Origin of the sequence: Streptomyces californicus (assembly GCF_000717645.1) — a bacterium.
GTDB lineage: Bacteria > Actinomycetota > Actinomycetes > Streptomycetales > Streptomycetaceae > Streptomyces > Streptomyces californicus.
The window spans coordinates 75,450-87,693 of record NZ_JNZZ01000003.1 but is presented as its reverse complement, the minus strand read 5'-3'; the positions used below and the strand labels follow the sequence as shown (position 1 = coordinate 87,693).

Annotated in this window: 12 protein-coding genes; 6 read left to right on the top strand and 6 right to left on the bottom strand. The window is 71.9% G+C overall.

Annotated elements, in window-relative coordinates:
* Window positions 1–60 precede the first annotated feature (60 nt).
* The 4 genes from IF19_RS0105320 to IF19_RS0105305 all read right to left on the bottom strand — a co-directional run bounded on the left by IF19_RS0105320 (window position 61) and on the right by IF19_RS0105305 (window position 2,796).
* On the bottom strand, window positions 61–537 hold the full coding sequence (locus IF19_RS0105320; RefSeq protein WP_030118658.1) for a MarR family winged helix-turn-helix transcriptional regulator: 477 nt from the start codon (window positions 535–537) through the stop codon (window positions 61–63).
* A gap of 156 nt (window positions 538–693) precedes the next feature.
* The gene (locus tag IF19_RS0105315; RefSeq protein ID WP_030118659.1) at window positions 694–1,458 is read right to left on the bottom strand and encodes an AIM24 family protein; all 765 of its coding nucleotides are present in this window, start codon (window positions 1,456–1,458) and stop codon (window positions 694–696) included.
* Between the two features lie 55 nt (window positions 1,459–1,513).
* Window positions 1,514–2,164: an AIM24 family protein gene (locus IF19_RS0105310; protein ID WP_030118660.1), complete on the bottom strand. Its 651-nt coding sequence runs from the start codon at window positions 2,162–2,164 to the stop codon at window positions 1,514–1,516.
* Complete coding sequence (locus tag IF19_RS0105305; RefSeq protein WP_030118661.1) at window positions 2,164–2,796, bottom strand: AIM24 family protein; 633 nt, start codon at window positions 2,794–2,796, stop codon at window positions 2,164–2,166. Before IF19_RS0105305 ends, IF19_RS0105310 begins: the two co-directional genes overlap by 1 nt.
* 236 nt (window positions 2,797–3,032) lie before the next feature.
* On the opposite strand from IF19_RS0105305, the gene IF19_RS0105300 reads away from it, so the two are divergent.
* The 4 genes from IF19_RS0105300 to glxA all read left to right on the top strand — a co-directional run bounded on the left by IF19_RS0105300 (window position 3,033) and on the right by glxA (window position 7,619).
* Window positions 3,033–3,383 carry a DUF3817 domain-containing protein gene (locus tag IF19_RS0105300; protein WP_030118662.1) on the top strand — a complete coding sequence of 117 codons (351 nt, stop codon included), beginning with the start codon at window positions 3,033–3,035 and terminating at the stop codon, window positions 3,381–3,383.
* Window positions 3,380–3,673 (top strand): MTH1187 family thiamine-binding protein, encoded by a 294-nt coding sequence (locus IF19_RS0105295; RefSeq protein WP_018492224.1) that lies wholly within the window; start codon window positions 3,380–3,382, stop codon window positions 3,671–3,673. The genes IF19_RS0105300 and IF19_RS0105295 overlap by 4 nt, the downstream gene beginning before the upstream one ends.
* 136 nt (window positions 3,674–3,809) lie before the next feature.
* Window positions 3,810–5,660 (top strand): glycosyltransferase family 2 protein, encoded by a 1,851-nt coding sequence (locus tag IF19_RS0105290; protein WP_032747310.1) that lies wholly within the window; start codon window positions 3,810–3,812, stop codon window positions 5,658–5,660.
* A 3-nt stretch (window positions 5,661–5,663) separates the two neighbouring features.
* A complete protein-coding gene (gene glxA, locus IF19_RS0105285) occupies window positions 5,664–7,619 on the top strand; it encodes a radical copper oxidase GlxA (protein ID WP_030118665.1) in 1,956 nt (651 codons plus the stop codon).
* A gap of 136 nt (window positions 7,620–7,755) precedes the next feature.
* Here the strand turns inward: glxA and IF19_RS0105280 are convergent, their stop codons facing one another.
* Together IF19_RS0105280 and IF19_RS0105275 are read right to left on the bottom strand one after the other, a co-directional pair.
* Complete coding sequence (locus tag IF19_RS0105280; protein WP_030118666.1) at window positions 7,756–8,808, bottom strand: glycoside hydrolase family 6 protein; 1,053 nt, start codon at window positions 8,806–8,808, stop codon at window positions 7,756–7,758.
* 215 nt (window positions 8,809–9,023) lie between these two features.
* Window positions 9,024–10,007, bottom strand: a complete 984-nt coding sequence (locus tag IF19_RS0105275) for an ArsR/SmtB family transcription factor (protein ID WP_030118667.1) — start codon at window positions 10,005–10,007, stop codon at window positions 9,024–9,026.
* An 82-nt stretch (window positions 10,008–10,089) separates the two neighbouring features.
* Between IF19_RS0105275 and IF19_RS0105270 the strand changes: the two genes are divergently transcribed.
* Both IF19_RS0105270 and IF19_RS0105265 read left to right on the top strand, forming a co-directional pair.
* The gene (locus IF19_RS0105270; protein ID WP_030118668.1) at window positions 10,090–11,535 is read left to right on the top strand and encodes an MFS transporter; all 1,446 of its coding nucleotides are present in this window, start codon (window positions 10,090–10,092) and stop codon (window positions 11,533–11,535) included.
* A 10-nt stretch (window positions 11,536–11,545) separates the two neighbouring features.
* Window positions 11,546–12,055 carry a MarR family winged helix-turn-helix transcriptional regulator gene (locus tag IF19_RS0105265; protein ID WP_030118669.1) on the top strand — a complete coding sequence of 170 codons (510 nt, stop codon included), beginning with the start codon at window positions 11,546–11,548 and terminating at the stop codon, window positions 12,053–12,055.
* Window positions 12,056–12,244: the final 189 nt, after the last annotated feature.

Genomic DNA, 12,244 nt, shown 5'->3' with positions numbered 1-12,244 from the left:
GTTCCGGGGCCGAGGCGGTCCTGGGCCTGAAGCAGCCCCGGGCCCCCGCGACCGGCGCCCCTACAGCTTGCCGCGCTTGCCGCGCAGGTGGTCCGCGATCGGGGTCAGCGCCGCGTGCAGCTCGGCCAGCGCCTCGGGCGAGAGCAGGTCCATGAAGTGCTGCCGTACCGAGGCGACGTGGTGCGGGGCGACCTTGCGCATGGTCTCCGCGCCGTGCTCGGTGAGGACCGCGAACAGCCCGCGCCGGTCCGACTCGCAGTGGGTGCGGCGGACCAGCCCGGCGGTCTCCATGCGGGTGATCTGGTGCGAGAGCCGGCTCTTGGACTGGAGGGTGGCGGCGGCGAGGTCGCTCATCCGCATCCGCTGTTCGTCCGACTCGGAGAGGTTGACCAGGATCTCGTAGTCGTTCATGGTCAGGCCGAACGGCTGGAGGTCCTTCTCCAACTGGTGCGTCAGCAGCCTGCTGACGTCCAGGTGGGTGCGCCAGGCGCACTGCTCCGCGTCGCTCAGCCAGCGGGTGGCCGTCTCGGTCTCCATATGTGGATTCTACCTAAGAAGTTGAAAGCCGGACGAAATAGGTGTGTGACACCCGGCACGCCCGGTCCTCCCGGTCCACCGGAGTGGCGACGGGCCGGTCGGCAAGGACCGACGCCGGGGCGCAGACGTTCGACGTCACACTCCGCAGACTACCGCTCACAACCCGAAGCGACGCTGGAGGTCCCCCAGCTGGCCGGGCATGCGCGGGGTGGCGCCGTGTTGACCTCCGCCGCCCGGTACGCCCGGCTCGTTCGGCACGACGCCCGCCGCCTGCTCCGCCATCAGCGCCTCCGACGACTGGAGCAGCACCGTCCCCGCCCCGACGAACTCGAACTGGTGCTCCTCGCCCGACGATCCGCCGATGCCCGTCAGTGACCGGATCCCGCCCATCACGCCCGTCATGTACCCGTGGTCGTAGTGGTGGCAGGGGGAGGGGCAGTCGGCCCAGCCCACCAGCGCCTGCGGATCCACCCGCAGCGGCGGCTCCATGAAGACGACCGGGCCGTTCGACGCGGCCACGAACTTCCCCGTGCCGATCAGCGTCACGAACCCCGGCACGATCGACTGCTTCAGCGCGAGCGACGGGTCGAACGCCAGCAGGTTCCCGGACCGGATGGTGAGGTTGCCGTCCTCCAGGTCGAAGGAGTTCACGTCGAACGCCCGGTCCGCCAGCAGCATCTTCCCGCTGCCCTCGGCCACCACCCAGTCGCTCGCGTGCAGCGGCGAGTGGAAGCTGGAGCGCACCAGCCGGTCGAACCGCCCGTGCCCGATCCCGTCGAACCGGATCTGCCCGTAGTAGGCGATCATCTTCCCCTTCTGCAGGAACCACCGGCTCCCCTTGAGCTCCACGCAGAAGGTGTAGGAGTTGACGTTGTCGTCCGACGGCAGCGTCATCGGATCGAAGATCACAGGGGTGCTCACGACGTCTCCTCGATCACGGACCGGCTCACGGCTTCTTTTCGGCCGCGGCCGGCCCTCACAGCTTCTCCTCCGACGCCTGGACGTACACCGCGCCGCTCCCGCTCAGCTCCAGCTGGAACGCCTCGCCGGAGCCCCGCCCCACCATGTCCCGCCAGCCGACCGCCGTGGACAGCTTGTTGCGGACCTCGCCGTGGTGGGCCACGTACGCCTGCGGGTCCACATGGACGTCCCGGCCCGGGGTGATCGGCAGCTCGATCACCCCTCCGTGCGCCATCACCGCGACCGCGCCGTACCCCTTGAGCGTCGTGGTGAACAGGCCCTGGCCGGTCACCTGGCCGCGCACCATGCCCATCACCCCGCCCTGCGAGCCCATGAACATCGTGCCCTGCTGGAGCGTCCCGTCGAAGGCGAGGAGCCGGTCCGCCTCCACGTACAGGGTGTCGCCGGACAGGTTGATCACCTGGATGTGGTGGCCGCCGTGGCCGAACATCACCGTGCCCGACCCCTCGACCGTCATCAGCGGCGTCGCCTCGCCCGCCACCCGCCGGCCGATCATCGACGCGATACCGCCCTGGCCGCCCTGGATGTTCGGTGTGAAGGACACCTCGCCCCGGTACGCCAGCATCGCGCCTCGCTGGCTGAACAGCTTCTGGCCCGGAGCGAGGGTGGCCTCGACCATCTTGGAGTTGATCTCCCGGAACGGCATCAGACATCGCCCCCGACGGTGTTGCGCTCGCTGGGCTGGACGTAGACGAGCCCGTCGCCCTCGAAGCGGATCTGGAACGCCTCGCCGGAACCCTCGCCCATCAGCGTCCGGAAGTTCACCCCCGCCTGGAAGTGCTGCTGGAGCCGGCCCTGATGGGCGATGTAGGCGCCGGGGTCGACCGTCAGCGGATACTGCGGCGACACCCGCAGCAGCACCGCCGCCCCGTCCGACATGATCGCCGCCTGCCCGGTGCCCTCCACCGTGGTGGTGAACAGGCCGTTGCCGCTCGCCCCGCCGCGCAGCCCGGTGAACGTGGTGCCGGTGCGCAGCCCGGCGTCGGTGGCCAGCAGATTGCTCGCCTCCACATGGAGGGTGTCGCCGTGCAGAGCGACCAGGTTGATCTCGCTGGCCCGGTCGGCGAAGTAGCAGGTGCCCTGCCCGGACACCTCCATCACCGTCATCTGCTCACCGGTCAGCCGGCGGGTCACCATGCCGCGCAGGCCCTCACCGCCGCCGGACAGCTTCTTGAAGGTCATCCGGCCGTCGTACGCGACCATCGAGCCGTTCTTCGCCTTGACGGCATCGCCCGTCAGGTCGACGGCGAGCGTCTTGCTGCCTTGGAGTCGGAACATCGCCACGCCCCGACGGTAGCCCTCCGCCGGGCCCCTCGGACCGGATCCGGCGGAACCGTTACGCCCCTGATGCTCCCCTGATGCGCACCCGGACCGGCCCTGATATGCGGCGATACGGGCGGACGGCCCGGCGGGCGGCACCCGCTTCCGGGCGGGCCCCGGCGCGATGCCACAATGGGGACGGCTTGTGCGTGCGTTCACAAGCCCACACGACCCCTCCCACCGAAGGTGCCCCCGTGGACATCAAGACCGCTTCCGCCCTGCACCGGCTGCGCCTCATCTCGATTCCCGAGGCGCTGTCCTTCCCCGCCCTGATCCTCTTCGGCTCGGTCCTCAGCCGGGTCTCGGACATCGACTTCCTGATGATGCCGCTCGGCATGATCCACGGCGCGCTGTTCGTGATCTACGCGGTGTTCCTGCTGGACGTCTGGGTGAAGGCGAAGTGGCCGCTGGGGCGCGTCGCGCTCTTCTTCCTCCTGTCCCTCGTCCCCTTCGGCGGGCTCTACGGCGACAAGCTCCTCAAGAAGTACGAGGCCGACGGCGTCATCGCCGCCCGGGCCCGCCGCGAGGGCACGGTCAGCGCATGATCGTCGCGTTCTCCGTCTCGCCGCTCGGTGTCGGCGAGGACGTCGGGGAGTACGTCGCCGACGCCGTCCGCGTCGTCCGCGAGTCCGGGCTCCCCAACCGCACCGACGCCATGTTCACCTCCGTCGAGGGGGAGTGGGACGAGGTCATGGACGTCGTCAAGCGCGCCGTGGCCGCCGTCGAGGCCCGCGCCGGCCGCGTGTCGCTGGTGCTCAAGGCCGACATCCGGCCCGGCGTCACCGACGGGCTGACCTCCAAGGTCGAGACCGTCGAGCGGTACCTCGCCCCCTGACGACCCGTCCGCGCGGCTCCCCGCGCGTTCACCCGAAAAGCCCCCGGCGCCACACGGCCGGGGGCTTTTCCGGCTCCGGACGCAAAACCGCTCACTCGGACCTGCCGAGTCGACACGCCGTGAGGTGTCCCCTTCTGTGGGGATATCAACCCGTTCGACAGTGGGAGGCACGGTGCGGTCGGAGGGCTACGACTACGACACCTACAGCCGGCTCGCGGGACCGCTCACGGAGCCGGACCCCACCGGGTACCGGGTGCGGTACAAGAGTCTGCTCTCGACGGAGAAGCACCGGGTGAGAGCCGTCCTGCTGATGGCGCTCGCGCCGCTCCTCACCGGCGCGCTCCTGCTGTACCTGGTCTGGCCGACGCACTGGACCGAGCGGGAGAACGGGGAACGCTGGCTGGTCGCCGCCGACACCGTGATGCTGGTGTCGATCGCGCTGATCGAGCTGTTCATGCTGGTCAACGTGGTCTCCATCGCCCACGCCACGCTCGTCGCGCGGGACCCGGTCCCGGTGACGCCCGAGCCCGGCACCCGGGTCGCGTTCCTGACCACGTACGTCCCCGGCAAGGAACCGCTCTCCATGGTCCGCGCCACGCTCAAGGGGGCCGTGCGGCTCGCGCACGACGGCCCGCTGGACGTCTGGCTGCTCGACGAGGGCGACGACCCCGGCGCCCGGATGCTCTGCGCCGAACTGGGCGTCCACCACTTCACCCGGCGCGGGGTCCCCGAGTGGAACCGCGACAAGGGCGTCCACAAGGCGAGGACCAAGCACGGCAACTACAACGCCTGGATCGCGCTGCACGGCGACGACTACGAGTTCTTCGCCTCCGTCGACACCGACCACGTGCCCATGCCCAACTTCCTGGAGCGGATGATGGGCTACTTCCGCGACCCGGACGTCGCGTTCGTCGTCGGCCCGCAGGTCTACGGCAACTACGCGTCGGCCGTCACCAAGGCCGCCGAGTCGCAGCAGTTCCTCTTCCATGCCCTGATCCAGCGCGCGGGCAACCGGTACGGCGCCCCGATGTTCGTCGGCACCAACAACGTCGTCCGCGTCGCCGCGCTGCGGCAGGCCGGCGGCCTCTACGACTCGATCACCGAGGACATGGCCACCGGCTTCGAGATCCACCGCCGCCGCAACCCGCGCACCGGCCGCTTCTGGCGGTCCGTCTACACCCCCGACGTGCTCGCCGTGGGCGAGGGCCCCGCCTCCTGGACGGACTTCTTCACCCAGCAGCTCCGCTGGTCCCGGGGAACGTACGAGACGCTGTTCCAGCAGTACGGCAAGGCGCTGTTCCGGGTGCCCCCGGGCCGCCTCCTCAGCTACACGCTGATGCTCGTCTACTACCCGATGACCGCCGTCAACTGGCTGCTCGGCGTGCTCAGCTGCGTGCTGTTCCTCTGGCTCGGGGCCTCCGGCACCCAGGTCGCCGCCTCGATCTGGCTGATGCTGTACAGCGACGCCGCCGCGCTCCAGATCGGGCTCTACCTCTGGAACCGCCGGCACAACGTCTCGCCGCACGAGCCCGAGGGCTCCGGCGGCCTCGCCGGCATGGCGATGTCCGCCCTCTCCGCGCCGGTCTACCTGAAGTCGCTGGGCTCCGCCGTCCTGCGCACCGACGGCCGGTTCATCGTCACGCCCAAGGGCGGCCAGGCGTCCCCGGACCGGCTGCTCACCTTCCGTATCCACCTCTTCTGGGCGGCGGTCCTGCTCTCCTCGCTCGTCGCCTCCGTCGTCCTGGACCACACCCACGTCGCGATGCGGACCTGGGCGGTGCTGGGGCTCGCGATCTCCCTCGCCCCGGTCGCCGTCTGGGCGTGGACCGTCTGGCAGGACCGGCGCTCCGCAGCCGCGCGCGCCGTCCCCGTCCCGGCCTCCCCGCCGGCCGACACGGCGTACGTCCCCACCGCCCCCACCCCGTCGCCGTCCGCCACCACCGCGACGGCGGGCACCACCGCCACCACCACCGCAGGAGGGAACTGAGCCATGGCCTACCGGCCTTCGAAGAGGATGAAGAAGACGCTCCTGGGCGGCGGCGCGGTGGTGCTGCTCGCCGGGCTGAACGCACCCGCCGCGCTCTCCTTCGCGCAGGACAGGTACCACGCGTACAAGATCGACCAGCCGGAGTACAAGGCGGAGTACGGCTCCTGGGAGCGGGTGAACATCCCGAAGGAGTACCGCACCAACGCCATCCACGCGGCGCTGCTGCACACCGGCAAGGTCCTGATCGTCGCGGGCTCGGGCAACGACCAGAAGCACTTCGACGAGGGCACCTTCGACACCGTCCTGTGGGACCCGGCGGAGAACACCTTCCAGAAGATCCCCACCCCCGAGGACTTCTTCTGCGGCGGCCACGCCCAGCTCCCCGACGGCCGCCTCCTGATCGCGGGCGGCACCGCCCGCTACGAGGTGCTCGACGACAAGGTGAAGCGGGCCGGCGGCGGCATGCGGGTCAAGAACGAGAACCCGGACAAGCCGCTGAAGCTGAAGAAGGGCACGGTCTTCCGCTCGGCCTCCGGCAAGGAGTACGTCGCCAAGTTCGACGTCACCGTCCCCAAGGCCAAGCGCGAGTTCGAGGTCGACTACTTCGAGAGCGGCCAGATGAAGCCGTGGAAGACGAAGGTGACCGCCGCCGAGCAGCGGGTCTTCGTCGAGGCGGTGGACGACGGCGCCGACGCGGTGGCGACCGACGCCGCCCAGTACGAGATCGTCGGGCTGACGGGCAAGGACGCCGACAACTCCTACGGGCTCGCCGAGAAGATCACCATGGACAAGCAGGACTTCCAGGGGATCCGGGCCGCCTACGAGTTCGACCCGACGGCGGAGAAGTACATCAAGGTCGACCCGATGAAGGAGGCCCGCTGGTACCCGACGCTGGTCGGCCTGGAGGACGGCCGGGTGCTCTCCGTCTCCGGCCTCGACGACGTCGGCGCGATCCTGCCGGGCGACAACGAGATCTACGACCCGAAGACCAAGAAGTGGTCCAAGGGCCCCTTCCACTACTTCCCGACCTACCCGGCGCTGTTCCTCACCAAGGGCGGCAAGCTCTTCTACCCGGGCGCCAACGCCGGCTACGGCCCGGCCGACAAGGGCCGCGCCCCCGGGATGTGGGACATCGAGAAGAACACCTTCACCAAGGTCCCCGGGCTGGCCGACACCGACCAACTGGAGACGGCGGCCTCGCTGCTGCTGCCGCCCGCGCAGGACCAGAAGGTGATGGTGCTCGGCGGCGGCGGGGTCGGCGAGTCCAAGAAGTCCACGGCCCGCACGGCCGTCATCGACCTCAAGAAGGAGAACCCGGCCTTCGAGGCGGGCCCCGACCTGCCGCAGGGCACGCGCTACCTGAACAGCGTGATCATGCCCGACGACACCGTCTTCACCAGCGGCGGATCCGAGGACTACCGGGGGCGCGGCGCCAGCAACATCCTGAAGGCGCAGTTCTACGACCCCGAGTCCGGCTCCTTCAAGGAGGCGGCCGAGCCGACGGTGGGCCGCAACTACCACTCCGAGGCGCTGCTGCTGCCCGACGGGCGGGTGGCCACCTTCGGCTCCGACTCGCTCTACGGCGACAAGGACAACACCAAGCTCGGCAAGTTCGAACAGCGGATGGAGGTCTACACCCCGCCCGCCCTGCACCGCGCCAAGGACCGGCGCCCGGTGATCGGGAACGGTCCCGAGGACGCCGAGCGCGGGACGACGGTCACGTACGAGAGCGCCGACGCGGACCGGATCGCCACCGCCCGGCTGATGCGGCCGAGCGCCGTCACCCACACCACCGACGTGGAGCAGCGCTCCATCGCGCTGGACCTGGAGAAGGGACGGGGCAAGGTGAACGTGACGGTGCCGGACGATCCGACGCTGGTGCCGCCGGGCTGGTACATGCTCTTCGTCACCGACGAGGACGGCGTCTCCTCCGAGGCGAAGTGGGTCAAGGTCGCCTGAGGACGCGCACGGGCGCACCGGGCTCGCGCGCCCGGCCCGGTCCACGCGCACGGTCCGGATTCACGTGCCCGGCCCGGTTCACGTGCCCGGTCCGGTCGGTTCGACCGGTCGGGTCGGCGTGCCCGGCCCGGCAGGCTCAGGAGGCGGCGCGGCGGGCCAGGCCGAGCGCGTACTCCGGCCACCAGTCACCGGCCGGCGGGCCTCCCCGGCAGGTGCCGTCGGAGTCGCCCGGCCGCTTGATCCACAGATAGGCGTCGAGCCGGTCGTCTCCGGTGTCGGTGGTCGGCGGGGTGCCGAGCCCCCGGCCGGGCGGGTTGCACCAGGCTTCCTCGCGGCCCCCGGAGAGGGGGCCCTTGCCGTTGCGGCTGGTGTCGATCACGAAGTGCGAGCCGCCGACGGCGTCGGAGAGGCGGCCCGCGTACCCCTTCACCCGCTCGTTCGACTGGAAGTTGGAGACGTTCAGCGAGAAGCCGTCGGCCCGGTCGAGGCCGGCCTGCCGCAGCGGTTGCGCCATCTTGGACGGCTCGTCGATCCAGTCCGGGTTGCCCGCGTCCAGGTACACCCGGGTGTTCGGCCGGGCCTTGAGGGTGTCCACCGCCTCGGAGAGGAGCTGGTAGCGCTCGGCGTGGTGCTCGGGCGGGGTGCAGCCGTCCACGATGTGGGGGAGGGCGTCCGGCTCCAGGACCACGGTCGCGGGCGCGTCCCCGATGGCGTCGGCGAACGCCCCGATCCAGGACCGGTAGGCCCCGGCGTCCTGCGCGCCGCCGGCGGAGTAGAGCCCGCAGTCGCGGTGCGGGATGTTGTATGCCACGAGCAGGACGGCCTTCTTCGTCCGCGCGGCGGACCTCGCGGCGGCCCGGATGCCCGGGGCGGGGTCGTCCCAGGCGGGCCAGTCGGCCACCGGGCGGTCGGCGATCCGGCGCAGGATCTTCGCCTCCGCCTCGCGCCCCTCCTTCTCCCAGGCGCGGACCTGGCGGGCGGCGTCGCTGTCCGGATCGACCCAGTACGGGGAGGACGCGCCCGGGGCGGATTCGCCCCGGACGTTGCGCCCCGCCTCCTCGGCGGTCCGGGTGACACGGGGCTCCGGCGTCGAGCAGCCCGCGGTGAGCGCGGTCACCAGGCAGAGGGCGGCCAGGGCGGCGGGGCCGGTACGGGGGAGAGCGCGGGAGACGATACTGCGGCCGGACATCCAGACCCCTCGGGCGGCGGTGACGCACGGATTCGGAACACGGGGAGAGCGGGAGCGGGAGCGCGGGAAGTGCGGGGAGGCACAGGTCGTGCGTGACAGCACGGGGAACACAGTGAAACGCCAGCAATCGTGACACAACGGTCACCGGGAGGGGTGGTGCGACACCGTCCGTGACCCGTACGCCCGCGGCGGCCGGGAAGCGCTCCCCGCCGCCCTCACTCCGACCCGGCCAGGGCGATCCCCAGCGGGGTGCGCTCGTACAGCACCTGGTGGCCGTAGCGCCGCGAGGTCAGCAGCCCCGCCCCGCGCAGCACGGTGAGATGGGCCGAGACGGAGGAGGGGGCGAGGCCCAGCCGGTGCGCCAGCGCGCTCGTCCCGGCCGGTTCGTCCAGCGCGCACAGCACGTCGGCCCGGACCCGGCCCAGCAGCCGCCCGAGTGTCTCCGGCGTACGGCCGCCCGCCCCGGTCCAGAGCCCGCCGATGCCGCGCGCCGGGTAGATCAGCCCCGGCTGCCACGGCGCCTCGTGGCCGCCCACCACCTCCGGCCAGACGAAGACGCTCGGCATCAGCACCAGCCCCTGGCCGCCCAGTGCCCGCCGGTGGTCGCCCCGGGTCCCCGCCACGGTGAGCGTCGTGCCGTTCCAGCTCAGCCGGGGGCTCACCTCGCTCAGCACCCCCTCCAGACCGCTGTCCGCGAGCCGCCGGGAGTGGTACGCGATGTCGGCCTCCAGCAGCGCCCGCAGCCGGGGCCAGTAGGGCTCGACCAACGCCTCCCAGGCCCGCTCCAGCAGATCGGCCAGCTCATGCACGGCCCGTGCCGGATCGGCCAGCAGCCGTCGCCCGGCCGCGGTCTCCCGCCCGCCCGGCCGGTCCGCCAGGGCCAGCGCCATGTCCGTGCGCGCCACCTCGGGATCGGTCGCCCGTACGGCGGCCAGCTCCTCTTCGAACGTGGCCGTCGGCCCGATCGGCGGCGGGCAGATGAAGTCCGGGTTGTGGCCGGCGTCCGGCATCAGCAGCCACAGCGGCTCCAGGTCCAGGCCCGCGGCGGCCTGCCGGATGCGGCGGAGCCAGGGCAGGTGGTAGCCGTGCCGCGAGGGGCGGGACAGCGTGCGCACCGCCTCCTGGGTCTCGAACAGCGGGGAGAGCGCGAACCGGCAGCGCAGCAGGTCGCTCTCGCCGAAGTGCAGCTCGAACGGCACGCCCGGCCCTCCCGTCTCCGCGAAGATTCGGCCTGAGCCGAAAGTCTACGGGCGAGGGGCGCCCCGGCCGCAGGCTCCTCCCATGCCGAACGACCGCTCCGCCCCGGCGGACACCTCTCGTACGCCGACCGCCCCGGACGCCGTCGCACCCGCCGTCCCGGTGGTGCCCGGCGCACCAGCCCCGGACGCCGTCACGCCCGCCCCGGTCCACCCGCCAGGCGTCGCCGCCGTCCCGGAGGGTGTCGCGCCCGCCGTCCCGGACGCCCCCACCCCCGCCGCCCCGCGCGGCTACCGGGCCGTCTTCGCCGTCGCCGAGTTCCGGGCCGTCTTCGCCGCGCACCTGTTCTCGCTGCTCGGCGTCGTCGTCAGCGAACTCGCGCTCACCGTGCTCGTCTACGACCTCACCGGCTCCCCGCTGCTCAGCGCGCTGACGTTCGCGCTGGGACTGCTCCCGTACCTGATCGGCGGGACCCTCTTCGCCGGGGTCGCCGACCGCTACCCGGCCCGCCGCGTCCTGGTGGTCTGCGACCTGCTCTGCGCCGCCTGCGTCGCCGTGATGCTGGTGCCCGCCACCCCGGTCGCCGGGCTCCTCGCCCTGCGCTGCCTGGTCGCCGCGATCGCCCCCGTCTTCACCGGGACCCGGATGGCGGCGCTCACCGACATCCTCGGCGAGGGCGACCTCTACGTGCTGGGCCGCTCCCTGCTGCGGATCGTCTCGCAGAGCGCGATGCTCATCGGGTTCGGCGCGGGCGGGGTGCTGCTCACCGTGCTCTCCCCGCGCGGCGCGATCACCGTCACCGCGGTGACCTTCCTCGCCTCGGCCGCCCTGCTCCGCTTCGGCACCCGCGCCCGCCCCGCCCGCTCCGGTGACGGCGGCGGCACCCTGCTGAAGGAGTCGCTCGCCGGGGCCCGCCTCATCCTGGGCGACCGCCGGGTCCGCGCGCTGATGCTGCTGTTCTGGGTGCCCCCGATGTTCGTCGTGGCCCCGGAGGCGCTGGCAGCCCCGTACGCCGACGCGATCGGCGTCCCGTCCGCCGCGCTCGGGCTGCTGCTCTGCTCGATGGCCGTCGGCCACATCGGGGCCGAACTGTTCGTGGGGTCCGCGCTCAGCCCCCGCAACCGCTCCCGGATCGTCCTGCCCGTCGCCGCCCTTGGCCTGCTCCCGCTCGTCGTGTACGCGGTCCGCCCCGGGCTGCCGCTCGCCGTCGCGGCCCTCGCGCTGGCCGGCGCGGGCGCCGCGTACGTCATCGGGCTCGACCAGTGGTTCGTCGACGCCGTGCCCGAGGAGCTGCGCGGCCGGGCCATGACCCTGCTCACCGCCGGGCTGATGACCGTCCAGGGGCTCGGAATGGCGCTGGCGGGGCTCGCGGCCGAATTCTTCCCCGTGCACCAGGTGGTCGCCGGATCCGGAATCCTCGGTACCGTCTGCACTCTGCTGCTCGTCGCCGAGGTCCGCGCGACAGCCCCCGGACGGATGTCCGATACCGAAGGGCGAGACAGGGCTGACCGGCATGTGACCAGTGGGTAAGGTCGGTGCCGTGCCGAAGCCGCTCAACCTTCCCTTCGATCCCATCGCCCGCGCCGATGAGCTCTGGCAGCAGCGCTGGGGGCCCGTCCCCTCGATGGGGGCGATCACCTCGATCATGCGGGCCCAGCAGATCCTGCTCGCCGAGGTCGACGCCGTCGTCAAGCCGTACGGACTGACCTTCGCCCGGTACGAGGCGCTGGTGCTGCTCACCTTCTCCAAGGCCGGTGAGCTGCCGATGTCCAAGATCGGGGAGCGGCTGATGGTGCATCCCACCTCGGTCACCAACACGGTGGACCGGCTGGTCCGATCCGGCCTCGTCAGCAAGCGGCCCAACCCGAACGACGGACGCGGAACGCTCGCGTCCATCACCGACAAGGGCCGCGACGTCGTCGAGGCGGCCACCCGGGACCTGGTGGCGATCGACTTCGGGCTCGGGGTCTACGACGCCGAGGAATGCGGCGAGATCTTCGCCATGCTGCGCCCGCTGCGGGTGGCGGCCCGGGACTTCGAGGAGAAGTGACCGCGCGCCCCCGGTGAGGCGGGGGCGTACACCGGTCCGGTGGTGGGCGCGTACGTCCGGAGGAGCGCGCGTACGCCGGTCCGGTGGCGGGCGCGTGCGTCCCGGGGGACGAGTGCGTACGTCGTACGCGGGGGCGGTCCGGCCAGGGGGCCGCGCGAAGATCGCCCCGGTCGTCCCGTTACGCTCGAC

Bases quoted from the DNA above. Each gene is read 5' to 3' on its own strand.
- IF19_RS0105320 (WP_030118658.1), bottom strand. From the start codon at position 537: ATGGAGACCGAGACGGCCACCCGCTGGCTGAGCGACGCGGAGCAGTGC.
- IF19_RS0105310 (WP_030118660.1), bottom strand. From the start codon at position 2,164: ATGCCGTTCCGGGAGATCAACTCCAAGATGGTCGAGGCCACCCTCGCT.
- IF19_RS0105305 (WP_030118661.1), bottom strand. From the start codon at position 2,796: ATGTTCCGACTCCAAGGCAGCAAGACGCTCGCCGTCGACCTGACGGGC.
- IF19_RS0105295 (WP_018492224.1), top strand. From the start codon at position 3,380: ATGATCGTCGCGTTCTCCGTCTCGCCGCTCGGTGTCGGCGAGGACGTC.
- glxA (WP_030118665.1), top strand. From the start codon at position 5,664: ATGGCCTACCGGCCTTCGAAGAGGATGAAGAAGACGCTCCTGGGCGGC.
- IF19_RS0105280 (WP_030118666.1), bottom strand. From the start codon at position 8,808: ATGTCCGGCCGCAGTATCGTCTCCCGCGCTCTCCCCCGTACCGGCCCC.
- IF19_RS0105270 (WP_030118668.1), top strand. From the start codon at position 10,090: ATGCCGAACGACCGCTCCGCCCCGGCGGACACCTCTCGTACGCCGACC.